Annotated in this window: 22 protein-coding genes, 2 tRNA genes and 1 pseudogene; 15 read left to right on the forward strand and 10 right to left on the reverse strand. The window is 42.7% G+C overall.

Translation table 11 applies throughout. From position 1 onward, the window contains the following. Position 1: 1 nt before the first annotated feature. Together R2I63_RS08795 and R2I63_RS08800 are read left to right on the forward strand one after the other, a co-directional pair. Complete coding sequence (locus R2I63_RS08795; protein ID WP_316356891.1) at positions 2-1,708, forward strand: HEAT repeat domain-containing protein; 1,707 nt, start codon at positions 2-4, stop codon at positions 1,706-1,708. 15 nt (positions 1,709-1,723) lie between these two features. Next, positions 1,724-2,902, forward strand: a complete 1,179-nt coding sequence (locus R2I63_RS08800; protein WP_316356894.1) for a M24 family metallopeptidase — start codon at positions 1,724-1,726, stop codon at positions 2,900-2,902. Here R2I63_RS08800 and R2I63_RS08805 read toward each other — a convergent pair. From R2I63_RS08805 to R2I63_RS08815, 3 genes are read right to left on the reverse strand one after another with little or no spacing between them, the layout of a single operon-like run. Next, positions 2,889-3,587, reverse strand: a complete 699-nt coding sequence (locus tag R2I63_RS08805) for a hypothetical protein (protein WP_316356897.1) — start codon at positions 3,585-3,587, stop codon at positions 2,889-2,891. The two genes, R2I63_RS08800 and R2I63_RS08805, sit on opposite strands and share 14 nt — an antisense overlap. Beyond that, positions 3,575-3,997, reverse strand: a complete 423-nt coding sequence (locus R2I63_RS08810) for a SufE family protein (protein WP_316356900.1) — start codon at positions 3,995-3,997, stop codon at positions 3,575-3,577. Before R2I63_RS08810 ends, R2I63_RS08805 begins: the two co-directional genes overlap by 13 nt. Positions 3,998-4,036: 39 nt before the next feature. Then, complete coding sequence (locus tag R2I63_RS08815; RefSeq protein ID WP_316356902.1) at positions 4,037-4,966, reverse strand: hypothetical protein; 930 nt, start codon at positions 4,964-4,966, stop codon at positions 4,037-4,039. A gap of 228 nt (positions 4,967-5,194) precedes the next feature. Between R2I63_RS08815 and infA the strand changes: the two genes are divergently transcribed. The 12 genes from infA (at position 5,195) to rpoC (ending at position 18,304) form a co-directional block, all read left to right on the forward strand. Next, complete coding sequence (infA, locus tag R2I63_RS08820) at positions 5,195-5,413, forward strand: translation initiation factor IF-1 (RefSeq protein WP_316356904.1); 219 nt, start codon at positions 5,195-5,197, stop codon at positions 5,411-5,413. A gap of 391 nt (positions 5,414-5,804) precedes the next feature. Further along, positions 5,805-5,876 (forward strand) — tRNA-Thr (locus R2I63_RS08825). Positions 5,877-5,926: 50 nt separating this feature from the next. Then, positions 5,927-7,111 (forward strand): elongation factor Tu, encoded by a 1,185-nt coding sequence (tuf, locus tag R2I63_RS08830; RefSeq protein WP_316356906.1) that lies wholly within the window; start codon positions 5,927-5,929, stop codon positions 7,109-7,111. A 69-nt stretch (positions 7,112-7,180) separates the two neighbouring features. Next, positions 7,181-7,253 (forward strand) — tRNA-Trp (locus R2I63_RS08835). Between the two features lie 22 nt (positions 7,254-7,275). Further along, positions 7,276-7,545, forward strand: a complete 270-nt coding sequence (secE, locus tag R2I63_RS08840) for a preprotein translocase subunit SecE (protein ID WP_316356907.1) — start codon at positions 7,276-7,278, stop codon at positions 7,543-7,545. 7 nt (positions 7,546-7,552) lie between these two features. Continuing rightward, complete coding sequence (gene nusG, locus R2I63_RS08845; RefSeq protein ID WP_316356910.1) at positions 7,553-8,104, forward strand: transcription termination/antitermination protein NusG; 552 nt, start codon at positions 7,553-7,555, stop codon at positions 8,102-8,104. 9 nt (positions 8,105-8,113) lie between these two features. After that, positions 8,114-8,542, forward strand: coding sequence for a 50S ribosomal protein L11 (rplK, locus tag R2I63_RS08850; RefSeq protein WP_316356912.1), 429 nt, complete (start codon positions 8,114-8,116; stop codon positions 8,540-8,542). A 5-nt stretch (positions 8,543-8,547) separates the two neighbouring features. Further along, positions 8,548-9,246 (forward strand): 50S ribosomal protein L1, encoded by a 699-nt coding sequence (gene rplA, locus R2I63_RS08855; protein WP_316356914.1) that lies wholly within the window; start codon positions 8,548-8,550, stop codon positions 9,244-9,246. Between the two features lie 13 nt (positions 9,247-9,259). After that, the gene (gene rplJ / locus R2I63_RS08860; protein WP_316356916.1) at positions 9,260-9,784 is read left to right on the forward strand and encodes a 50S ribosomal protein L10; all 525 of its coding nucleotides are present in this window, start codon (positions 9,260-9,262) and stop codon (positions 9,782-9,784) included. Between the two features lie 19 nt (positions 9,785-9,803). Further along, entirely contained in the window at positions 9,804-10,205 is a 402-nt protein-coding gene (rplL, locus tag R2I63_RS08865) for a 50S ribosomal protein L7/L12 (RefSeq protein ID WP_445083641.1), read from the forward strand. A gap of 137 nt (positions 10,206-10,342) precedes the next feature. Further along, the gene (gene rpoB / locus R2I63_RS08870) at positions 10,343-14,110 is read left to right on the forward strand and encodes a DNA-directed RNA polymerase subunit beta (RefSeq protein ID WP_316356919.1); all 3,768 of its coding nucleotides are present in this window, start codon (positions 10,343-10,345) and stop codon (positions 14,108-14,110) included. A 27-nt stretch (positions 14,111-14,137) separates the two neighbouring features. Continuing rightward, complete coding sequence (rpoC, locus tag R2I63_RS08875; RefSeq protein ID WP_316356921.1) at positions 14,138-18,304, forward strand: DNA-directed RNA polymerase subunit beta'; 4,167 nt, start codon at positions 14,138-14,140, stop codon at positions 18,302-18,304. Positions 18,305-18,382: 78 nt separating this feature from the next. Here the strand turns inward: rpoC and R2I63_RS08880 are convergent, their stop codons facing one another. Both R2I63_RS08880 and R2I63_RS08885 read right to left on the reverse strand, forming a co-directional pair. Continuing rightward, positions 18,383-18,892, reverse strand: a complete 510-nt coding sequence (locus R2I63_RS08880; protein WP_316356923.1) for a FumA C-terminus/TtdB family hydratase beta subunit — start codon at positions 18,890-18,892, stop codon at positions 18,383-18,385. A gap of 42 nt (positions 18,893-18,934) precedes the next feature. Then, positions 18,935-19,732: pseudogene (locus R2I63_RS08885) on the reverse strand (fumarate hydratase). A 137-nt stretch (positions 19,733-19,869) separates the two neighbouring features. Between R2I63_RS08885 and R2I63_RS08890 the strand changes: the two are divergent. After that, a complete protein-coding gene (locus R2I63_RS08890; RefSeq protein WP_316356926.1) occupies positions 19,870-20,331 on the forward strand; it encodes a hypothetical protein in 462 nt (153 codons plus the stop codon). Between the two features lie 5 nt (positions 20,332-20,336). Here R2I63_RS08890 and tal read toward each other — a convergent pair whose 3' ends face one another. Genes tal through R2I63_RS08915 form a run of 5 tightly spaced genes read right to left on the reverse strand, consistent with a single transcriptional unit; the run spans position 20,337 to position 23,118 of the window. Next, positions 20,337-21,287 carry a transaldolase gene (gene tal / locus R2I63_RS08895; RefSeq protein ID WP_316356929.1) on the reverse strand — a complete coding sequence of 317 codons (951 nt, stop codon included), beginning with the start codon at positions 21,285-21,287 and terminating at the stop codon, positions 20,337-20,339. Between the two features lie 40 nt (positions 21,288-21,327). Then, positions 21,328-21,825 carry a hypothetical protein gene (locus tag R2I63_RS08900; RefSeq protein ID WP_316356931.1) on the reverse strand — a complete coding sequence of 166 codons (498 nt, stop codon included), beginning with the start codon at positions 21,823-21,825 and terminating at the stop codon, positions 21,328-21,330. Beyond that, positions 21,822-22,115, reverse strand: coding sequence for a hypothetical protein (locus tag R2I63_RS08905; protein ID WP_316356932.1), 294 nt, complete (start codon positions 22,113-22,115; stop codon positions 21,822-21,824). The genes R2I63_RS08900 and R2I63_RS08905 overlap by 4 nt, the downstream gene beginning before the upstream one ends. Beyond that, entirely contained in the window at positions 22,112-22,828 is a 717-nt protein-coding gene (locus R2I63_RS08910) for a hypothetical protein (protein ID WP_316356934.1), read from the reverse strand. The genes R2I63_RS08905 and R2I63_RS08910 overlap by 4 nt, the downstream gene beginning before the upstream one ends. Beyond that, positions 22,825-23,118 carry a hypothetical protein gene (locus tag R2I63_RS08915; RefSeq protein ID WP_316356936.1) on the reverse strand — a complete coding sequence of 98 codons (294 nt, stop codon included), beginning with the start codon at positions 23,116-23,118 and terminating at the stop codon, positions 22,825-22,827. The genes R2I63_RS08910 and R2I63_RS08915 overlap by 4 nt, the downstream gene beginning before the upstream one ends. Positions 23,119-23,137 lie beyond the last annotated feature (19 nt).

Consider the following 23,137-nt stretch of genomic DNA (forward strand, 5'->3'; position numbering starts at 1 on the left):
TATGAAATTTATCGTATTTTTGCTTCTATTGTCCTCCCTTTATGCGACGGAAACAGAAGTAATCAAAAGGATTCATTCTCATCTTTTGATTTATGATTACCATTCTGCTCTCCATGCTTGTGAGGAAGGTCTTCAACAGTACCCTGATTCTGATGGGTTGAAGAGAGTCTATGTGCGCACTCTTGCCGAAAATGGAAAAGATGATGAAGCAATTATGGGGTGGAATCATCTAGGACTTAAAGAAGAAAATTCTGATCTTATTGAAACTTTGGCCTGGGGAGTCTTAACGCGTTCTGAAAATTCGCCTCAGTTTGTTGTCAATATTGCTTCTCTTATGAGTGCATATTACACTGATGATGTTCGTGCTGTGCAAATGCTTCATAATCAATTGAGCTCTTCCAATGCACTACTCCGATCCATGGCCGCGCAGCTATCGCCGCACTATCGTGATGTTTCCCTGATCGAAGAGCTCACGAGACTCCTTAGCCAGGAAAAGACTTGGTTTGTTCGATTAGAGGTGATTAAAGCACTTGGCGCCATGGAAGTAAAAGAGATCAAAGAGCCTCTAAAAAATCTTATTGTTAGGTCTCGGACAACAGCAGAGGAAAAAGGGGCAGCGATTGCTTCTCTTGTTAATATTTATGAAGATGTTGGTGATGAAGAACTACTGAAACTGATTCACTCAAAACGAGCAGGGTTGCGTCATTTGGCTTGCCAAATCGTATCGCACCTTGACCTCTGTCAAAAGACTTCAATGATCGAGCTTCTTTTAGAAGACCACACTTCGGATGTTCGGATGGCTGCCTTAACAACTCTTTACTTTATGGGTATCAATAATTTAGGCCCTGAAACTTTGGCAAAAATGATTGATATGACTGAGGATTCCCACCCCCCAGTTGCGCTAACTGCAGCTTGGGTTGTTTCCCAGTTTGCTCCTGAGACATCGCTGCAAGTCGTTCGTCAATGGGTTTATTCAACCGATGAGTCTTCTAGGCGGTTGGCTGCCTTTGTTTTGGGAAGACTGGGGAGTGTTGGAATGAATCTTTCTCATCAAGTCTTAAAAATCACCCCAGATCCTTTTGTGAAGGCAAACTTAGCACTAGGTGGAATTGGCCAGGGCGGAAACCCTGAGAGACTTTCTGACACCCTCTATACGTTCTTGATGCTTCAAAGGGGAAAACTGATGTGGGATGGAACACAATCCCCCTTATTCCAAGTCTTAGCACCTTCAAAAATTTGTCATGTTCCTCAGGTTCCTCAATATCCAACAATGGTGGATCATCTCACACGCCTAGAAATATTAGGAATGCTTACTGCGTTAAAACATCCAAAAGCCGAGAATGCAGTTAAGAGCTTTTTAACAGAACATATTCTTGGGGTAACGTATGCTGCCTCGAGCACTCTTCTTGAAGAAGGAGGAGAAGAAGCGATCGAAATTCTTCGTACTTTACTTCACGAGAAAGATGAAAATGTTCGGGTGCAGGCAGCGCTTGTTCTAGCGCTTTCAGGGGGAGAATCCGTAGCGGTAAAAGTGCTTCAGGAAGCATATTTTTCTGTTGATCGTGAAATGAAGGTTAACATTTTAGGGGCTCTGGGTTATATAGGTGATAAGAGTTCGATACCCTTTCTAATACAGCAGATGCAGCAACCGTATCAAATACTAAAAGTGGTGGCGGCCTCTGCCCTTATTCAATGCATGTATCATTAGTTTGCAGGTAAATTCATGAACGTCGAAGAAATTCAGAAACAACTTCAGTTTTATGATATCGATGGATGGTTACTATATGACTTTCACGGAAAGAACCCTCTTGCTCTAGAGGTAATGAAAGTGCCGAAAGAAATGCTCATGACCCGTCGATGTTTTTATTGGATTCCCTATGAAGGAGTTCCCAAAAAGCTTGTTCATAAAATTGAGGCCCACAACTTAGACCATTTACCCGGTGAAAAAACTCTTTATGCTTCATGGAAAGAAATGCACCACCATTTAGAAGAGCTTCTCCACAGGCAAAAAAAAATTGCTATGGAATATTCTCCTAATCAAGCCATTCCGACTGTGTCGCTAGTTGACGGAGGACTTATTGATTTGATCAGAGAATTTGGGCCTAAAGTTGTGAGTTCTGCCCCTTTCCTGCAATCCTTTACCTGTCTATGGAGTGATGAGCAGTACAAGCTCCATAAAGAGGCAGCAGAGGTTCTTGAAAATGCAGTGACAGATGCTTGGAAACTCATTAAAAACCGTCTGGATAAGGGGGAATTTATCGATGAGTATCAAGTCCAGCAATTCATACTGGGGGAGTTTGAAAAGAATCACTGCTTGACAGAAGGGGTTCCCATTTGTGCAGTGAACGGAAATGCCGCTGATCCCCATTATTGTCCTACAAAAAAGAAAAATACAGTGATCCATAAAGGGGATTTCATTTTGATTGACCTTTGGTGCAAAAAAAATAAAAAAGATGCTGTATTTGCCGACATTACCCGTGTGGGAGTAGCCTCTGAAAAGCCTACCCAAAGACACCAAAAGATTTTCGATATTGTAAGGAAGTCGCAAAAAGCTGGGACTGATCTTATTATTGAAAGGTATGCAAAGGGAAAGGAGATAAAGGGGGCTGAGGTTGATGCAAAAGTGCGCAGCGTGATTGAAAAAGAGGGGTATGGAGATTATTTTACTCACCGGACCGGTCATAACATTCATACAGAGAATCATGGGCCTGGAGCCAATCTTGACAATCGAGAAACAGAGGACAACCGCCCTCTAATCCCTCGAACCTGTTTTTCTAATGAGCCAGGAATCTATCTTCCGGGAGAGTTTGGTGTTCGTTTAGAGTATGATATTTTTATTCACGAGAGTGGAAAGATAGAAATAACGCTTCCTCCTCAAGAAGAGCTTGTTACCCTAGGGTGAAAATCTCTTGAGTTAAGGTTGCTGGCTGTTCGCGCTCTATTGTTCTATTCAATATATTTCCGAAGACTGTGTAAGGAATATTTCTATACAGGTGCTTTGCGTTCCAATTGTGGAATTCTCCGAAATCTGAAACCTTTCTTTGGTCATTTGGATTGTTAGCTACATAGATAAGATAAGCTCTAAAAATCTTTCTTCTCATATTCTCTATTTGACCACTTTCAAACTTGGCAAATCTTGCGAATGTCTCGCTCCCTTCTTCTGACGTTAAAAGCTGTTCGGGTAGAGCAAAATCATCGACTTCTATAGGAGAAAGGGCGTGCCACTGAGCAATAAGAATTCTATTACCTAAAAGATCAGGGACATCCTCAAGTTCCCCATCAAGGTGTCGATAAATCGCTTCATACTTTCTGCATTTCGCAGCTGCAGAATCTGCGAGTGATTTAAGAGCTTCAACTGAAACTTCACAGGCTGGTCCATACCCAACGATCAGGAGGGACCCGGTGATTGAAAAATAACTTGGACTTGTCATTCCAAATGTTGTAAGCGCTCCAGTGCCAAAAATAATAAGTCCAGCATGAGCTGTTAGAGAAAGGGCCTCGTAGAAATTTTTCTGTTGCTTACTATCCCTGACCAAAATTCGTAGAGTTCTTTGATTCCAAGAAAGGATGGGGTTTAAGTCAGCCATTTAAGAGACTCCTTTTGCAGTTTTTGGTAAAGGCTATTTAACCCATTGGCTCGGGAGGGGGAGAGTGCGCTCAGAAGTCCCATTTCCTTAATGAATGTTGGGGGGCACTTGAACACAGCTTCTGGAGGTTCTCCAATGTAAACTTGCGTTAAAAGAAAGGCTAATCCTGCGGAAATCAGAGCATCGGAGTGGGTGGAAATCAGGAGCTTTTTATTTTTGCATACAACTTTCAAGTAAAGAAGGCTTTGACAACCTTGAACAAGATGATTTTCAACTTGATCCTCAAGGTCCATAGGTGAAGCAGAGCGTCCCAGCTCTATCACATGATGATACTTTTCTTCCTGAGTAGGTAGAGAGGAGAAAGTCTCTAGAAATTTGCGTTGTTTTTCAAGACAGCTTTGGAATTCCATGGCACACACTTAAAAATTTGTTGCCAGGGATTTTATCGCTTATGCTGCTTTTTGTCTCCCAAAAATTGCCTGACTTAAGGCAGAGATTTTCATGTTTCGGAGCTCCTCCCTAGAAAATTTTACATTGGGATTCGAGTTGAGGGTTAGGTAAGCTCTTTTTTTAACTAGAGGGAGCCCTTGTTTCTGTCTACGGAGGTTATCTATTTCATGGACATCCGAGTCCAGCAGTGAAATTGGGTGAACAGTAAAGAATTCACCTTCTTCTCTTGCTTCATGGGAGTTTTGCAGTAAATAGGTGCAAAAAGCAGCATTTATTTTAGCGTTAAGGTGAGTTCCTTCTCTAAGGCTGTGTTGAACCCATCGTTTTTCAGTAAGCTCATCTTTTAACTTTTTTCGGTCCTCAGGACTTAGGGTGGTTTGATCACTGTTAAGGGTTTCATGCAATCTTCCAATGCGAACATCTAGATCATCGATCTGAGCAGTCGCCATTTTTGTTTGTTGACTCCAGTATGAGGCCCTTCCTGCAAGGTTCCATTCTCTTTGAGACCAATTAGAAGTTTGAGGGTTTCCTTGAAGCTTTGCTTTAAGATTTTTGATCGACTCAGCGTACCCTTCATAGGTTTGGGCTTTTGCTTCAGCTTGTTCTTGAAGACCTTTGTAGTGGGCAAAAATTTTGTTTTTAACAACGGTGTTATAGATTCCTGCTCCGAAGACAAATACTGCTACAGAAGCGATAGTTGCAGTAATAGGATTAGAAACAAGGACAGCTGTAGGTGTTATAGCAACCGCAAAAATGAATAAACCGATCCCTAGAGCTACATATGTTTTAATCTTGTAATTTTTGGCGTTAGATCGCTCTGAACTGGCTAATTCAGAAGGGTCTAAAGATTCATATCGATTTTGAGGCGTATTCACCTGGAATGAGCTTGCCTCAGGCCTATGGGTATTTGTTACTGTTAGCGGTTCCATGCAACCCTTATTAGCTTTCTGCTATTTAATATGTATATTATAACATAAAATTACTCAAAATAATATAATTAAATAATTAATATATTATTATATATAATAATAAAATTTTTAATATAAACAACAAATTTTTTACTTTGGAATAATTACCGTCTCTATTAGAATCTGTCTGTTCCCGCTCCTTGTCGGGATGTGTTGACAATTTTTTACTGATATTGAATAAGAGAAGATATGCCCAAAGAAGATACGATTAAGATTGAAGGGAAGGTTGAAGAACTCCTCCCTAATATGACATTTAGAGTTAGCCTAGAAAATGGAATGACCGTCCTAGCCCACCTTTGCGGAAAAATGAGAATGCGAAATATCCGAGTTTTTGTAGGGGATACAGTCAAGGTGGAAATGTCACCTTACGACCTTTCGAAAGCAAGAATTATTTATCGTCAAAGATAATTTAACCATCATTTCCTCTTTTTTCGACTACATTAGAAGATCTTTTCATACCCCTGTGCAGAACCAGGGGTAATATTAAATTTTCAGACCCCTTCCATTTTTCAGATTCTTTTCTACTCCACCATTTTCGCTCTCAAGGTAATCAAAAACAACATAAAGTGACTTGAGGCGGCTGTTTTTATGGTACCATTTTTTATGAAAATTTTTCTGTGTTTGGTAGAGAGGTTGGCAGAAAGTTCACCTTCTTATATAATTGGTGTTGCTTTTTTTTTACTCGATAGCTAAGCTTTAGTGCATTCGCTTGAGAACTGTAAGCGTGTGCGCCGTTCCACATCTCTTTTATTGAAGGGTAAAGGTGGAGTGAAAGGGCACTAACCTTTACGTTGAAAGCGCCCAGATAGCTCAGGGGTAGAGCATTTGCATGGTAAGCAAAAGGTCGTAGGTTCAATTCCTATTCTGGGCATCAAAAAAGCATATAGAAACTGACTCGACCCTAAGCGGAGGATAACTACAATGGCTAAGGAAACATTTCAAAGGAATAAGCCCCATGTTAATATTGGGACTATTGGGCACGTCGATCACGGGAAGACAACACTAACCGCAGCAATTACAAACTATCTTGCTAAGAAGGGTGGTGCAAAATTTCGTGATTACGCCTCAATTGATAATAGCCCTGAGGAAAAAGCACGTGGGATTACTATTAATTCAAGTCACGTTGAATACGAAACAGAAAATAGACACTATGCACACGTAGACTGTCCGGGGCACGCTGACTATGTCAAGAACATGGTTACAGGTGCTGCTCAAATGGATGGAGCTATTCTTGTCGTAGGTGCAACTGATGGGCCGATGCCTCAAACGAAAGAGCACGTTCTTCTTGCTCGTCAAGTAGGGGTCCCTTCTATCGTTGTATTTCTCAACAAAATGGACCAAATTGGTGCGGGTGACGAGGAACTCGTTGATCTCGTCGAGATGGAAATCTCTGAGATGCTTGAGGCACAGGGTTATAAAGATTGCCCTATCATTCGAGGTTCTGCTCTAAAGGCTCTTGAAGCGGAAGCTGAGTGGGAAGCTAAGATTGATGACCTAATGAAAGCTGTTGATGAAAAAATCCCAACTCCTGAGCGTGAAGTTGACAAGCCGTTCCTAATGCCAGTTGAGGATGTTTTCTCGATTTCTGGGCGAGGAACTGTTGCTACTGGACGTGTAGAGAAAGGGATTATTAAGATTAACGATAAAATTCAAATCGTTGGTCTTCGTGACACTCGTGAGAGTGTTGCTACAGGTCTAGAAATGTTTAATAAGCTTCTTGATGAAGCTCGCGCTGGGGAGAATGTTGGAGTTCTTCTTCGTGGAGTAGACAAGAATGATATTGAGCGTGGAATGGTGCTTGCAGCCCCCGGAACTTGTACACCTCACATTAAGTTTCAGGGAACCGTCTATATCCTTAAAAAAGAAGAGGGTGGACGACACAAGCCATTCTTTACTGGATATCGACCTCAGTTTTACATTCGTACCACTGATGTAACCGGAACAGTTACTCTACCTGAGGGTACTGAAATGGTCATGCCTGGTGACAACGTAGAAATAACTGGTGAGTTAATTAGCCCTGTTGCAATGGAAGAAGGAATGAGATTTGCGATTCGTGAAGGTGGCCGAACTATCGGAGCTGGAACGGTTTCAAAAATTATTCAGTAGCCGAAAGGTGGATTTATATGGGAGCTCTAATGAGCTCCTTTAAGACTCTTTGTTAAGGAAGAGTTATTTGGGTGTGTAGCTCAGTTGGTAGAGCATCGATCTCCAAAGTCGACGGTCGGGGGTTCGAATCCCTCCGCACTCGGATAGAAAATAGATTAAGATCAATGAAAAAAAAGCCAGATATGTCGGTCTCACAGAAAATAGCAGAACTAAGCGTGGCAAAGAAGAAGAAGGCCAAGAAGACGAACTTCCTCCATGACATGAAAGAGGAAATGAAAAGAGTCTCTTGGACGACTAAAGACGAGCTTCGAACGTGTGGGAAGATTGTTATAGGGGCCATTTTTTTTCTAGGGCTCGGAATCTATTTGGTTGATTTATTGATTCGCCTCGTTCTGAACGGAATAGGCAACCTAGTGCGATTAATAGGAGCTTAAATTAGATATGGAAGGTCAGTGGTTTGTCATCCAAGTCATGTCAGGACAAGAGAAAAAGGTAAAGAAGAACCTTGAGGAAAGCCGCTTAGCGGCAGGGATGACCGATGTTGTTCAGGAAATTGTTGTTCCGACCGAAAATGTAGCTGAGGTGAAGCGTGGTGAGCAAAAGATTAGCGAAAAACGCCTTTGGCCTGGATACGCTCTGGTTAAAATGATTCTCACTGACGACTCTTGGATGTACGTTAAAGAGACGAATGGTGTTATTGACTTTCTCGGTGGAGGAAAACCCGTTCCTCTTTCGACATCAGAGGTGGGAGAGATTCTTCAAGACCTTCAATCTCGTAAAGGTGAAGTGGCCTATAAGCATAAATTGCAAGTGGGAGAAAATGTAAAGATTATTGACGGTGTTTTCGTGAATTTCATCGGGACAGTCATAGAAGTTAACCATGAGAAGGGAAGATTAAGTGCAATGGTCTCGATCTTTGGCCGGGATACTCGAGTGGATGACTTAGAGTTTTGGCAAGTAGAAGAAGTTACAGAAGACGTAGGAGTTGAATAAGGAAGCGAAATGGCAAAGAAATTTGAAAAAAAGATCAAACTACAAATTCCAGCAGGAAAAGCAAGTCCAGCACCACCGATTGGCCCAGCCCTTGGTTCTGCGGGATTAAATATCATGGCCTTCTGCAAAGAATTTAATGCGAAGACTCAAGACAAGGCTGGAGAGCTCCTCCCTGTTGAAATTTCTGTCTTTTCTGACAAAAGCTTCACGTTTATTACAAAGCAACCTCCTGTTGCAAGAATGATCCTCAAGGAAATTGGGATTGATAAGGGATCGGGAGTTCCCAACCGTGATAAAGTAGGAAAACTTACGAAAGAACAAGTGAAAAAAATTGTAGATAAAAAACGCCCAGATTTAAGGGTCCGATCCGATGAGGCTGCTGGCCGCATTGTTGAGGGGACCGCTAGATCCATGGGGGTGGATATCATAGAAGGGTAATTAACATGGCACACAGAAGTAAACGATACAAAGAAATTCAAAAGCTTGTTGATAGGGACAAAAGTTACGGACTGGGCGAAGCCGTCGAGGTTCTTAAAACATCTCCTACTGCAAAGTTTGATGAATCGATAGAAGTTGCTCTTCGTCTTGGAGTTGACCCTAAGAAGTCCGACCAACAAGTTAGAAGTACTGTTTTTCTACCGCATGGAACTGGTAAAACAATCCGAGTTGTTGTTTTGGCTAAAAGTGATAAGGCTAAAGAAGCCTTGGATGCTGGGGCTGATGAGGCTGGAGATAAGGAACTGATTGACAAAATTAAGGGTGGATGGACAGATTTTGATGCTGTCATTGCAACTCCTGATATGATGCGCGAAGTTGGAAAGTTAGGGAAAGTTTTGGGGCCTCGTGGTTTAATGCCTGCTCCTAAAGCTGGAACAGTGACTACTGATGTTAAGAAAGCTGTAGAGGACTTAAAGAAAGGTAAAATTGAGTTTAAAGTCGACAAGAACGGCGTGGTTAACAATTTTGTCGGTAAACTTTCGTTTTCTAAGGAACAACTTATAGAAAATATTGAGTCCCTGATTGGCGCTATTTCGAAAATGAAGCCTCCAACCGCTAAGGGAAACTTTATGCGTTCCCTCTTTGTTTCGTCGACGATGGGTGCTGGGTTGAAGATCGAACTAAATTCACTCTCTCTTAGTTAGGAATATAGAAAATATGAGAAAAGAAAAGCAATTTCTCTTAGATGAGATAAAGGAAAAACTGAGTGGGTCGACCTCGTTTGTTCTCACGAGCTACTTGGGGATGGATCCGAATACAACTTCGGATTTCAGGACCTCTGTTGTTGATAGTGGAGGGCTTTTTTGTGTCGTTAAAAAGCGAGTATTTTTAAAGGCTGCAGAAGAGGCAGGTCTTGCTATCAACAAAGAGATGCTTTCAGGGCATATTGGTGTCGTCTACTCTGGAGAAGATACTGTTGCTACGACAAAAGCAGTTTATGACTTTAAGAATAAAAACGACAAGCTTCTTGATGTACTTGGCGGCCTTTTCGAAGGCAAGATGTGCTCTCCTGAAGATCTTAAAGAGATCTCCAAGCTCCCAAGTCAAGATGAAATGAGAGCTCAGTTCCTAGGAGTTCTTGAAGCGCCTATGTCAGGTGTGGTTTCCGCTATGGAAGCTACCATGTCAGGTGTCGTTAGCTGTATGGACCAAAAGGTTCAAAACGAAGAATCAAAACAATAACGCAAAGGGGAAAATAACCGTGCCCACACAAGAAGCAAATATTGAAAAATTAGTAGATACGCTAAGCGAACTTACTGTTCTAGATCTTTCTAAACTTAAAAAAGCCCTCGAAGATAAGTGGGATGTTAAAGCTGCGGCAGGTGGACCTGTTATGATGGCTGCTGCTCCTGCTGCTGGAGATAGTGCTGCTGCGGATGAAGCAACAGACTTCCAAGTCATGCTGGAAGAATTCCCTGCTGACAAGAAGATCGCAGTTATTAAGATTGTTAGAGAAGTTACAGGACTTGGTTTGAAAGAAGCTAAGGAACTCGTAGAAAGTGCTCCTAAGGCTATAAAGGACAGTGCTCCTAAGGCTGAAGCTGAAGAGATTAAGAAGAAGCTTACTGACGCAGGTGCAAAGGTTGCACTTAAAGATGTCTAAGAGCTGCTAAATTAGGCAATTAGGCTGCAAGCAGAAACCTCATTTTGAGGTTTCTGCTTTTGCACATCCATATAACGTTTAAAGTATAAAGACTCAAAAGCGAGTTAAAGAATCAACCATTTCACGGAGGCATTTGCATGCTAAAAAGACCCCCAGAAAGGGTGAGTTTTAGAAGCCGAGAAGAAATTATCGATCTTCCAAACTTAATTGAAATTCAGGTTAAATCCTTCCGTCAGTTTTTCCAAGAAGATAAACTGCCCCATGAACGTGAAAACATGGGACTAGAGGAAGTCTTTAGAGAGATTTTCCCTATCAAGTCTTATGACGAGAAAACTGTTCTGGAATATCTTTTGTATAACTTGGGTGTCCCTAAATATTCTCCAGAAGAATGTATTAGACGTGGAATTACTTACAATGTCACGTTGAAAGTGAAGTTCCGACTTACCGATGAAACTGGAATTAAAGAAGAAGAAGTCTACATGGGAACAATCCCTGTTATGACTGACCAAGGGACGTTTATTATTAACGGCGCCGAACGAGTGATTGTTTCCCAACTTCACCGCTCACCCGGGGTCTCTTTTGAACAAGCTAAACATGCGAAAGGAAATGTTTTGTATTCTTTCCGCATTATTCCTTATAGAGGAAGTTGGCTTGAAGCTTCTTTCGATATTAATGACCTTATCTATATCTATGTTGATCGGAAAAAGAGACGCAAGAAAGTTCTTGCCACTTCCTTTATCCGTACTTTAGGATATTCCTCTGATTCTGATATTATCGAAGAGTTTTTTAACACCTATCGCGTAAAGATCAAATCAGATAAGGACTTCCCTAAGCTTGTTGGTAAGATTCTTGCTGAAGATATTCTTGACGAAGACACAGGGGTGATTTTTGGTAAAGCATCTGAAAAACTCACAACTGCGATGCTTAAGCGAATGTTTGATGCAGGAATTAAAGCTATCCGGATTGCTGAAGACGCAGATGAAACAAGCCCTATCATCAAAATGCTTGCAAAAGACCCTACTGATTCATATGAGTCTGCATTGAAAGATTTTTACCGAAAAATTCGTCCCGGTGAACCTGCGACGCTTTCAAATGCTCGTTCGACGATTATGAGACTTTTCTTTGATCCTAAACGCTATAATCTTGGTCGTGTAGGTCGCTATAAGCTCAATAGAAAGATTGGAAGAGAAACAACTGATGAAGATCTTGAAGTCGTCACCCTGAAGAAGGAAGATCTTGTAGACGCTCTGAAATACTTGATTAAGCTGAAAGAAGGAAATGAAGATGTTCATGTAGATGACATTGATCATCTTGGAAACCGACGTGTGCGCTCGGTAGGTGAGTTGATCCAGAATCAGTGCCGAATTGGTCTGGCTCGGATGGAGAAAATCATTAAAGAGAGAATGAATCTTTTTGATTTCTCTTCAGATACCTTGACTCCAGGTAAATTAGTTTCGGCAAAAGGACTTGCTGGAGTTTTGAAGGACTTCTTTGGGCGTTCTCAACTTTCTCAATTCATGGATCAAACAAATCCTGTCGCGGAATTAACCCATAAAAGGCGTCTTTCGTCTTTAGGGCCCGGCGGTTTAAACCGTGAACGAGCTGGATTTGAAGTTCGAGATGTTCACTCGAGTCATTACGGGCGTGTTTGTCCGATTGAAACACCTGAAGGTCCAAACATTGGTTTGATTACCTCTCTTTCCTCTTTTGCTAAGATTAACGAGTTTGGATTCATCGAGACACCTTATCGCATTGTTCGTGACGGAATTGTTACAGAAGAGATTGAATATATGACAGCCGATCAGGAAGAGAAGTGTGTCATTGCTCAGGCCTCAGCGGCGCTAGATGATCACAGCATGTTTGAGGAGCCAATTGTTTGGGCTCGTTATCGGACTGAGCCACTCAAAATTGAGTCGGAAAAAATCACTCATATGGACGTTTCATCAAAGCAGCTTGTTTCAGTTGTAACTGGTTTGATTCCATTCCTTGAGCATGATGATGCCAACAGGGCCTTAATGGGATCGAATATGCAGCGTCAAGCAGTGCCACTGTTGAAGACAGATGCACCTCTAGTGGGAACGGGCCTTGAAAAGAGAATTGCTCGGGACTCTGGCGCTGTTGTAATTGCAGAAGAAGATGGAGTTGTTGAGTATGTCGATGGTTACAGAATTATAGTTGCTTCTAAAGCAAATAAAATGAGTAAGAAGACTTACCTTTTAAATAAGTTTATGCGTTCAAATGCTGGGACTTCAATAAACCAAACCCCTCTTTGTAATGTTGGGGATGAGGTGACTGCTGGAGATACCCTTGCAGATGGTCCTGCTATGGACAAAGGAGAGGTTGCTCTTGGGAAAAATGTTCTTGTAGCTTTCATGCCCTGGTGTGGTTACAACTATGAGGATGCGATCATTATGTCGGAGAAGCTCATCAAAGATGATGCTTACACCTCTGTATATCTTGAAGAGTTTGAGCTCACAGCTCGAGATACCAAGTTAGGTAAAGAAGAGATTACACGGGACATTCCAAATGTTTCTGAAGAAGCACTGGCTGATCTTGGTGAAGATGGAATTATCCGTATCGGTGCTGAGGTTAAGCCTGGCGATATTCTTGTTGGTAAGATTACTCCTAAATCAGAAACTGAACTTTCTCCTGAAGAGCGTCTCTTAAGAGCAATCTTCGGTGAAAAAGCAGCAGACGTTAAGGATGCTTCTTTGACAGCTCCTCCGGGAACGGAAGGTGTCGTCATGGATGTGAAAGTTTTTAGCCGGCGTGATCGTTTATCTAAGACAGACGATGAACTTGTCGAAGAAGCAACACGTATTAAAGATGTTCACCGCGAATTTAAAGAGAAAGAATCCGATATCCTAATGCAGTTCCATGAAAAGCTTGGAGCACTTCTCCTTGGAGAGGAAGCGCCTGAGCCCATTATGCATCGTATTACAGGGGATGTTCTCATTAAGAAAGGGGATAAGATTACCCAGGAAATGCTTGAAATGCTCGAGACTGAAAATCCTGATCATCTAATCCTTCCTCAGAATGATACCTATGAAGTGCTTCGCACCATTCTCCGTGATTATGAAACGGCTGTGCAGCATCTTCATATGGAACACAAATCAGAAGTCGAATACATGCGTAAAGGGGATATAGAACTTGATCCCGGCATTATCCGCCAAGTAAAAGTCTATGTTGCTACTAAGCGTAAATTGCAGGTGGGTGACAAGATGGCAGGACGTCATGGTAACAAGGGGGTTGTTTCGAATATCGTCCCTGTTGCCGACATGCCATATCTTCCTGATGGGCAGACAATTGAAATCATTCTCAACCCTCTCGGTGTACCCTCTCGTATGAATATGGGGCAGCTCCTTGAGACGCATTTAGGTCTTGTGGCTCGCAGAGCGGGCATCTATGTAAAGAGTCCCGTTTTTGAAGGGTTTCCAGAAGATCGCATTTGGGAGATGATGAAAGAACAAGGTTTTTCTGAAACAGGAAAATCCTATCTCTATGATGGACGTAGTGGTGAGCGTTTTGATAACCCGGTTGTTGTTGGGTATATCTACATGCTTAAGCTTTCTCATTTAGTAGCCGATAAGATTCACGCAAGAGCGATTGGACCTTATTCACTTGTCACTCAGCAGCCACTTGGTGGTAAGGCTCAGATGGGTGGTCAACGTTTCGGTGAGATGGAGGTATGGGCTCTCATGGCTTATGGTGCTGCCCACCTTCTCCAAGAAATGCTCACAGTGAAGTCAGATGATGTATCTGGAAGAACGCGGATTTATGAGTCTATTGTCAAGGGTGACAATACACTTAAAGCGGGAACTCCAGAGTCATTTAATGTCCTAGTGAAAGAGATGCAAGGTTTATGTCTTGATGTCCGCGCCGAATGCGCAGAAGAAGAAGTATAATTTATAGGAGCTCCCTGGAGAAATTTCATGCAAGAAGATGAATTTCATGATTCTCAATTTGATAAACTAACGATCAAAATTGCGTCTGACGACGTTGTGCGCAACGAGTGGTCACGTGGTGAGATCAAGAAACCTGAAACGATCAATTACCGAACGTTTAAACCGGAGAAAGGTGGCCTTTTCTGTGAAAAGATTTTTGGACCTACCCGCGACTGGGAATGTGCGTGCGGAAAGTATAAAAAGATCAAGCATAAGGGAATTATCTGCGACCGATGTGGTGTTGAAGTGACCTTGTCAAAGGTTCGTCGGGAAAGGATGGCTCATATAGAGCTAGCTGTTCCCGTAGTTCATATTTGGTTTTTCAAAACTCAACCTTCTCGGATTGGCAATATCCTTGGGATGTCTGTCTCAGACCTTGAGAGGATTATCTATTACGAAGAGTATGTCGTGACCGATCCTGGTTCTACAACGCTTGAGAGAAAGCAACTCTTGAATGATCATGAGTTTCGTGAAGCTCAAGAGAAGTGGGGGCCAGATGCTTTTAAAGCAAATATGGGAGGAGATGCAATCCGTGAACTTCTTGAAAAAGAAGACCTCATAACTGTAATTGCCGAGCTTAAAGAGAAACTCCGTAAAACTCGATCAATGCAAGCTAGAATGAAACTGGCCAAACGCCTCAAGATTATTGAGAATTTTGCTTCTTCCCCTAATAATCCCGACTGGATGGTCATTTCTTGTATTCCTGTGATTCCACCTGATTTGCGTCCCCTTGTCCCTCTTGACGGAGGTCGGTTTGCAACATCGGACTTGAACGACCTTTATCGTAGGGTAATTAATAGAAACAACCGTTTGAAGTCGATCCTTAAGCTCAAAACACCTGAAGTTATCATCAGGAATGAGAAGCGTATGCTTCAAGAGGCTGTTGATGCTCTCTTTGACAATGGACGTCATGGACATCCAGTGATGGGAGCAGGAAATCGCCCTCTTAAGGCCCTTTCAGAGATGTTGAAGGGTAAACAAGGACGTTTCCGTCAAAATCTTCTTGGTAAAAGGGTGGACTATTCAGGCCGTTCTGTGATTATCGTTGGTCCCGAGCTTAAGTTTAACCAATGTGGTCTTCCAAAGAAAATGGCTCTTGAACTTTTCGAGCCCTTCATTGTAAAACGACTGAAAAGTCGGGGACTTGTCTATACAATTCGTTCTGCAAAGAAAATGATTCAAAGAGGGGACCCTGAAGTTTGGGATGTTCTCGAAGAGATCATTAAAGGACATCCAGTTCTCCTGAACAGAGCGCCGACTCTTCACAGACTGGGAATTCAGGCTTTTGAGCCGGTCCTAATTGAAGGAAAAGCGATTCGTATTCATCCCCTTGTTTGTACTGCATTTAATGCAGACTTTGACGGGGACCAAATGGCGGTTCATGTTCCTCTTTCTGTAGAGGCACAACTTGAGGCAAAAGTCCTTATGATGGCACCTGACAATATCTTCTTGCCATCTTCAGGAAAGCCTGCTGCGGTACCTTCTCAAGATATGATCTTGGGTCTTTATTATCTTATGCATGATCCGATTTACTTTCCGGAGGAACATGGGTTGAAGACAAAAGTCTTCACTTCATCGGAAGAAGTTCTCCACGCTCTTTATGGTGGTGGAAGCTATAATTGGTTTGGCAAAGACAAAGTAAGCGAGGGACGTCGAGACGATTACGGATTAGGTCTTCATATTCATGAAAAAATCAAGCTTCGTCTTGATTCTGGAGTTATTGAAACGACTCCAGGCCGAGTTGTTTTTAATATGATCGTTCCGAAAGAGCTTGGTTTCCAAAACTATGCTCTTCGCAAGAAGAAGATGAGTGAGCTTGTTCTCAATACCTATAAAAACATAGGTTTGGAGGCAAGTGTTCGCTTTCTAGACGGTTTAAAGACTCTTGGGTTTTCCCACGCAACGAAAGCCGCTCTTTCTATGGGGGTAAAAGATATTGCGATTCCTGATGATAAGCAGGAAATCGTTCAAGATACCCAAAAGAAAGTAGCCGTCGTTATTAAGCAATATGAGGATGGTGTCATTACTGAAGGAGAGAGACATTCGAAGATTATTAGCATTTGGACAGATGTTTCTGAGCTACTTGCTGATCAACTCTTTAAGATGATCTCGGAGCCAGATGGTACAATGCTCAATCCTCTCTTTTTGATGATGGACTCTGGTGCCCGGGGTAACAAATCTCAGGTCAAGCAGCTTGGAGCTCTTAGAGGCTTGATGGCCAAGCCGTCGGGAGAAATTATTGAGTCACCAATTACCGCGAACTTCCGCGAAGGGTTGAGTGTTCTTGAATTCTTTATTTCCTCTCATGGAGCCCGTAAAGGTCTTGCTGATACGGCGCTTAAAACAGCCGATTCGGGATACCTCACAAGACGTCTTGTGGACGTTGCTCAGGATGTTTTAGCAACTGAGGAAGACTGTGGAACCCTTAATGGAATTGAAGTTGCAGCTATCAAACAAGGACAGGAAGAACTTCTTCCTATCAAAGACCGAATCTACGGCCGTACTATTTGTGATGATGTGTATGTTCCAGGAGACCAAGCAACCCTTCTTGCAAAGGCAGGAGACACCCTTACAACTAAGCAAGCGGAAGCTATTGATGATGCCGGGATAGAAACGATCCGGATGCGCTCTGCCCTTACGTGCGAGGCTAAACGTGGGGTTTGTTCGAAGTGCTATGGTGTCAACCTTGCCAATGGCCGCAAGGTAGCTCTTGGAGAGGCTGTTGGAGTCATTGCCGCGCAGTCAATTGGAGAGCCAGGAACACAGCTTACGATGCGTACCTTCCATTTGGGGGGGATTGCATCTGCGCACGCAACACCTGATTTGATCGCAGAGCACGATGGGATTTTGGTTTATACCGATCTCCGTACAGTAAAGAACCAAGAAGGAATGCACTTAGCACTCAATAAGAATGGATTCGTTCACGTTGTTCGTGACGAAGGGCGTTCTATGGATGAATACAAGAAGCTTCTCGGTACAAAATCGATTGAGCCTCTTCAAACCTTTACCATTGAGCTAGGGACACAGATTGCTCTTGCAGATGGCACGAAAGTGAAGAAGAAAGATCGAGTGGGACAATGGGAACAACACAATATTCCAATTATTTGTGAAAAACCTGGATTTGTGAAGTACGAAGACTTAGTTGAAGGAATTTCAACCATTCGCAATGTGAGTAAACAAACCGGCCAAACTGAGCTTGTAGTGCGACAACACCGTGGTGAATTGCACCCACAAATTGTTATCTACGCAGATAAAGAGTTTGAAGAGCTTGTAGGAACTTATGCGATTCCGTCGGGAGCGATTATTTCGGTCAATGAAGGAGAGCAGGTTCACGCTGGGGATCTTTTAGCGAGATTGCCACGAGGGGCGATCAAGACAAAGGATATCACTGGAGGTCTTCCTCGAGTAGCTGAGCTTGTTGAGGCTAGACGTCCTCGCGATGCTGCTGAGATCGCAAAGATTGATGGTGTCGTTGACTTCAAAGGTGTGCAGAAAAGCAAAAGAATCGTTGTTGTAAAAGACGAAGATACTGGAATGGAAGAAGAACATCTCATCCCGCTTACCAAGCACTTAATCGTTCAAAGAGGCGATACCCTAGTGAAAGGTCAGCAGTTGACTGATGGTTTGGTTGTGCCTCAGGAAATCCTTGATATTTGTGGAGTACGAGAACTTCAAAAGTATCTTGTGAACCAGGTCCAAGAAGTTTATCGCCTTCAAGGGGTGGACATCAACGATAAGCATATTGAGATTATCGTTCGTCAAATGCTCCAGAAAGTGCGTGTTACCGATCCTGGTGACACCACCTTCCTATATGGTGAGAATGTTGATAAGAAGATCTTTCACGAGCAGAACTCTAAAGTGGTTGATGAGGGAGGAAAGCCTGCTCAAGCAGCGCCGGTCCTTCTCGGGATTACTAAAGCTTCACTCGGTACTGAATCCTTTGTCTCTGCAGCATCGTTCCAGGAAACAACTCGAGTCCTTACCGATGCAGCCTGTGAAGGAAAAACCGATTACCTTCTCGACTTTAAAGCCAACCTTATTATGGGGCATATGATCCCTGGAGGAACTGGTTTCCAAGATTACGAGCAACGGGTTAAAAAGCTTGTTGATACGGAAGAAGAGGATGTTCTTGACTTCGCTTTCTCAAACTATTGATCTTAGTTTCATGAGGGGCTGTTTTTCAGCCCCTTAATTTTGTTTGTATTTTTTTTCGGCTTCCTCGTAGAGGTCGCCTCACGTGGTATCGTTGACAACGATCTCCGGGAAATCCTTCAGCTTCAACCGAAAGACGGCTTCTGCACCTAAATCAGCATAGGCAATAACTTCAGATTCTAAAATGCGTTTGCAAAGAAGAGCAGCAGTTCCTTCAATGGCACTGAAGTAAACTGCTTGGTATTTTTGAATTGCGTTTCTCACTTCAGTGGAACGGTGCCCTTTTCCAATCATTCCTTTTAGCCCCCTTTCAAGGAGTAAGGAAGTATAGGGATCCATTCGTGTTGATGTTGTTGGGCCGGCAGAGCCAATGGGATAACCAGGTTTTTTTGGAGTGAGTCTTGCATAGTAGATTATCTGCCCTTGGGGGGCGAAAGGGAGCGGTTCACCTTTTTCGATGGTTTCTATAAATCGTTTATGGGCCACATCTCTCCCTGTAAAAATCATTCCTGAAAGGTGAACATAATCGCCAACTTTTAGCGATTGAATGGTCTGCTCTGATAGAGGGAGTTCAACACTAATCCGCTTCATTATAATGAAACCTCCGCATCTCGGTGGGAATGGCAGTCGATATTAAGCAATGGGGAAATGAGCAATATGAGCGGGCCCCATTTCGATATGTGCTCCAAGGCAGGTCATTCTTCCTCCGAATCCGGCAGGGCCAATCCCTAGCTTATTGATTCGCTCAAGGAGCTCTTCTTCTATTTTGCGCAGTTCAGGGATCGGATTGGGTCTGTCAAGCAGCCAAAGCAGTGCTTTTTGTGCGAGAAGTGCAGTTTGCGCGAAAGGCCCTTCCATTCCAATTCCAAGCGTCGTGGGAGGGCTGGCTTCGGGACCTGCGGCTGCGACAATGTTGACGATAAAATCCATAGCAGCCTTGAGTCCTGAGGCGGGGTTAAAAATCTTGAGGGCGCTTTTCATATCGCATCCTCCCTCTTTCACAAGGAGAGAAATATTAAGGGTATTCCCAGGAACAAGATCATAATTGATAGTTGCAGGGATATTATCCCCAGTATTTTTTCAAGAGAGAGGATTATCTAAAATCGACATCCGTAAATATCCCTCCTTATATCCTTGCCTAACATCTTCATTGAGTGCTTCAGTCAAAAAGCCTCCTTCGATACAGACCTCTTGTCCCATTTCAACAAATAAGACAGCATGGCCGGTATCCTGGCAAAAGGGGAGTTTTTCGCAAGTCGTAATTTCGCTGTTTTCAACAAGTTGGGCTAGGACCTCTCTTTCGACGGGAGAGGGCTCTGTATCTTGGGCCTTTTTTAAGGCCTTTACTGTATCACATCTTAGGGTGCAGCAACCATCAATACAAAGCTGTTTCACTGCATTAATGATTTCTTGGGTGTTAATCGTTCTCATATTTGTGGTTTTACAATGAATATATGTTTCATTCAACCATGAAGCTAGAAAAATGCTCCAAATTCAACTTATTTGTTGATAAAATAACCTCTTTACCTTTATCATGTGGGGATTTCAATATTTAGAGGAGTTCTTTTATGTCATGTGCAACAAATTTTCATCATCAGATTGCGAAATATAATCCATTGGAAACCCCCACGAAGCAATTAGAGCAGTATTTTAAGAAACACTCTGAGCAATATAAAGGAGTCCTCATTGTAAATCATCTATTTAGAGCAATTTCAATGTGGGCTTTTCTAAAGTATAATCGGAAGCCAATGCAGACAAAACTTTTTGTTTGTTTCGCAGGTTCGCTAATGTATCGAATGACAGTTGAAGTGAATTGTGCGTACAAGTTTGCATTGCCAGCCCTTGGAGGGGCTGCAGCCTTTATTATAGGTAGTCGTAGTCTCACTAAAGTGGTCAATGGAGCTGCTTTTTATTCGCTTAAGGCGTTCAGTAACGCTTTTGCATCGCTTATTCCAATGGCGGGGTATTTTGTATATATCACGTTAACGACAAGCTACGATGTTGATCATCCTCGCCGTCACTGTGGCTAGAAAGACTAAAGCATAGACTGGATAAGCTTTTCGAGCTTAACTGTATCCTTTGCAAAGTTGCGAATTCCTTCAGCAAGTTTTTCTGTGGCCATTGCTTCGTCATTAAGCATCCAGCGGAAGGTCTTTTCATCGACATGGATTTTTTTAAGATCAGCTTTAGAGGCTTTGTCTGCGCAGAGCTTTTTAGGGACAGTTCCTTCTGATTCGGTGAGTTCCTTGAGAAGCTTTGGAGCAATCGTAAGAAGGTCGGATCCGGCAAGTTCAAGAACTTCGTCGACATTGCGGAAGGATGCCCCCATGATTTGCGTATTATAGCCAAACTTTTTGTAATAATTGAAGATAGAGGTGACTGAAAGAACCCCGGGATCTTCATCAGCTGGATAGGATTCTTTTCCTTCAGCTTTTTTATACCAGTCGAGGATTCTTCCAACAAATGGTGAGATGAGAGTGGCTCCAGCTTCAGCACATGCGAGAGCTTGTCCCAGGCCAAACATGAGGGTCATATTGCAATGGATCCCTTCTTTTTCTAGCTGAGAGGCGGCAAGGACCCCTTCCCATGTCGAGGCGAGCTTGATAAGGATACGTTCTTTCTCAATTCCCGCTTCTTTATAGAGGGCAATATATTCGTGAGCTTTTTTTAAGCTCCCTTCCACGTCAAAAGAAAGACGCGCATCGACTTCTGTCGAAACTCTACCTGGGATATGCTTGAGAATTTCAGCACCAAAGTTTACAAAGACTTTGGTGATAATCAGCTCAAGAGGGTTTTGTCCTCCTTTAGATTTTCCATACTGAATCGCCTCTTCGATAAGGGGCCTATATTCTTCAATTTCTGAGGCTTTTAGAATCAGAGAAGGGTTCGTTGTTGCATCTGTGGGGCGGTATTTTTTTATCTCATCAATTTCACCGGTGTCTGCAACGATAACAGTATGCTCTTTTAAGCCTTCGAATTTGTTCATATATCAACCTCTGTGCGTTTTTTATCTTTATAACAGAAAATTAATAAAGTTCAAAGTTGATCATGTTTTGGGGACGAATACAATTTGGTGTTCGGAGGAGGGCATCATAATGTCGCCTAAAATTGGATGTGTCAAGGGTTTCAGAAAAATGACCAGAGGTGAGGATAACAGAGGATTTAAGTTCTAGGGTTTGAAGAAGGTAATCCAGACATGTGTCAGAGAGTCGAGCTCGTTGCCTTCCTTCAAGGAGAGGAATGACAAAGGTTTCCGAAGCACAATTGGTGGAGATCGTAAGAGTAGTAGAGTGGATATCTTCCTCGAAAATTGGGAGCTCAAAAGTGTGGACGTTGACATACCCATGGATTTCCTTTCCATAGCGGTTAAGTTCCAGTTCTAGACCATCGGTTGATAATACGGATGGGTGAGAGAGTTTAGCCATGTCGTAATGAGCATTCCCATTCTGAATTGAAGTGTGCTGCCATCCATCTCTATGGCAGCCAGACAGTATAAGGAGAAAAAGAGGGAGTAAGTACTTCATGAAGCCTTTTTATCGAGGAGCTCAGTAGATTTTATATGTTTTCCGGTGTTGGAGCCACTTACGAGAAGCCCAATTGTAATTGCGGCAATTGTTCCAACAACAGCAAAGGCGGCCTTCTTGGTATTAGAAACCTCGGGCTTTTCAGTGAGGTCTCGAAAAGGAGCATTGGGAGCTGCGTATACAGGAGAAGAAAGATCTGGGGGAGTTTCGGTATCGGTGCTCTCAACAGGTGGGGTTGTTGCAAGGAGAGGAGTTGTCGCTGCGGCAAGGATTAGAAGGAATTTTTTCATAGTGCATTCTCCGATAATAAGATTTCTTGAACGTGTTTGACGGCAAGGAACTGCCAGCATATGCCCTCAGATTCTAACGCGCTTTCTATATAATTTACAAATGGTTTCCAGTGGTTATTTTGAAAAAATGAGGAGGTAAAAAGGGATTCTTTATCGTCTTTGGAAGTGAGACAGAGTTTTCTCCAACATTTTGTTATTTCTTCAAGTCGCTTTTCAAGAGAGGGGTCTTTGCAGGAGGTTAAAATAGACGGTGTTGTTCGGAGTGATTTAAATGCGTTTAAATAGGTTTCATGAACTTGTAGAAATTCTTTCTTAAGGCATGCACCTGTTTGAATAAGAGCAAAGCCTTCATGCAGTGTGATAGCTTGAAGGATTCGAATGGTTCCCCATTGATTTTTCCTGTCGATCTGAAAAAGATGGGCTGCTCCAGTTGAAGTTTTAAAAGTTCCAAGTTCTTGGAAGTCATCTCTTCGGTAGATTTTTTCTAGTGCTTTGATGTACTGCGCAATAGAAGCATTTCCAACATATTCAACTGTAAGGGTAAGTGATGGGGTAAACATTTTCTTGTCGGAGGCAATGAAAACCACCTTGACCCCATCTTCATATTTTGAGGGGTCAGTGAAAAGCCACCCTTTGGGAGGGTCAATAACAGTAAAAAAGGGTTCGAAAGCAAATAGTGTAAGGGGAAGAAGGAAAATTAACAGCCATCTCATGATGATGAGTTATTAGAAGTTCCATTGCTGCCGCCATGGGCTGCGGCACTTTGATGGATCACACCGGCAACAATGGCGATTGCTATGGCAAGCCCAAGTCCCCAACCAACCATCGATGCACTGACTGCAGAATGTGATGCTTTGGATGAACCGTGTCCCAGAGGCTCACATTTTTCATATCCATTATTGACACCATACTCACACTCAGAAAACGCTTTATCATTAGCGTAGGCAGGAGTATTCAAAAGTGTAACAGATAGGGCCATGAGGACCGCAAAGACTCTTTTCATTAAGCATACACCATCTAAA

Source organism: Candidatus Neptunochlamydia sp. REUL1, assembly GCF_963457595.1.
Taxonomy (GTDB): Bacteria; Chlamydiota; Chlamydiia; order Chlamydiales; family Simkaniaceae; genus Neptunichlamydia.

Excerpts from the sequence above, each read along its gene's own strand:
- R2I63_RS08900 (WP_316356931.1), bottom strand. The coding sequence starts at position 21,825 with ATGAAGTACTTACTCCCTCTTTTTCTCCTTATACTGTCTGGCTGCCAT.
- R2I63_RS08815 (WP_316356902.1), bottom strand. The coding sequence starts at position 4,966 with ATGGAACCGCTAACAGTAACAAATACCCATAGGCCTGAGGCAAGCTCA.
- nusG (WP_316356910.1), top strand. The coding sequence starts at position 7,553 with ATGGAAGGTCAGTGGTTTGTCATCCAAGTCATGTCAGGACAAGAGAAA.
- rplJ (WP_316356916.1), top strand. The coding sequence starts at position 9,260 with ATGAGAAAAGAAAAGCAATTTCTCTTAGATGAGATAAAGGAAAAACTG.
- tal (WP_316356929.1), bottom strand. The coding sequence starts at position 21,287 with ATGAACAAATTCGAAGGCTTAAAAGAGCATACTGTTATCGTTGCAGAC.
- R2I63_RS08905 (WP_316356932.1), bottom strand. The coding sequence starts at position 22,115 with ATGAAAAAATTCCTTCTAATCCTTGCCGCAGCGACAACTCCTCTCCTT.
- R2I63_RS08810 (WP_316356900.1), bottom strand. The coding sequence starts at position 3,997 with ATGGAATTCCAAAGCTGTCTTGAAAAACAACGCAAATTTCTAGAGACT.
- R2I63_RS08915 (WP_316356936.1), bottom strand. The coding sequence starts at position 23,118 with ATGAAAAGAGTCTTTGCGGTCCTCATGGCCCTATCTGTTACACTTTTG.
- tuf (WP_316356906.1), top strand. The coding sequence starts at position 5,927 with ATGGCTAAGGAAACATTTCAAAGGAATAAGCCCCATGTTAATATTGGG.
- R2I63_RS08910 (WP_316356934.1), bottom strand. The coding sequence starts at position 22,828 with ATGAGATGGCTGTTAATTTTCCTTCTTCCCCTTACACTATTTGCTTTC.
- rpoC (WP_316356921.1), top strand. The coding sequence starts at position 14,138 with ATGCAAGAAGATGAATTTCATGATTCTCAATTTGATAAACTAACGATC.
- rplK (WP_316356912.1), top strand. The coding sequence starts at position 8,114 with ATGGCAAAGAAATTTGAAAAAAAGATCAAACTACAAATTCCAGCAGGA.
- rplA (WP_316356914.1), top strand. The coding sequence starts at position 8,548 with ATGGCACACAGAAGTAAACGATACAAAGAAATTCAAAAGCTTGTTGAT.
- R2I63_RS08890 (WP_316356926.1), top strand. The coding sequence starts at position 19,870 with ATGTCATGTGCAACAAATTTTCATCATCAGATTGCGAAATATAATCCA.
- R2I63_RS08805 (WP_316356897.1), bottom strand. The coding sequence starts at position 3,587 with ATGGCTGACTTAAACCCCATCCTTTCTTGGAATCAAAGAACTCTACGA.
- R2I63_RS08880 (WP_316356923.1), bottom strand. The coding sequence starts at position 18,892 with ATGAAGCGGATTAGTGTTGAACTCCCTCTATCAGAGCAGACCATTCAA.
- rpoB (WP_316356919.1), top strand. The coding sequence starts at position 10,343 with ATGCTAAAAAGACCCCCAGAAAGGGTGAGTTTTAGAAGCCGAGAAGAA.
- R2I63_RS08800 (WP_316356894.1), top strand. The coding sequence starts at position 1,724 with ATGAACGTCGAAGAAATTCAGAAACAACTTCAGTTTTATGATATCGAT.
- secE (WP_316356907.1), top strand. The coding sequence starts at position 7,276 with ATGAAAAAAAAGCCAGATATGTCGGTCTCACAGAAAATAGCAGAACTA.
- infA (WP_316356904.1), top strand. The coding sequence starts at position 5,195 with ATGCCCAAAGAAGATACGATTAAGATTGAAGGGAAGGTTGAAGAACTC.
- R2I63_RS08795 (WP_316356891.1), top strand. The coding sequence starts at position 2 with ATGAAATTTATCGTATTTTTGCTTCTATTGTCCTCCCTTTATGCGACG.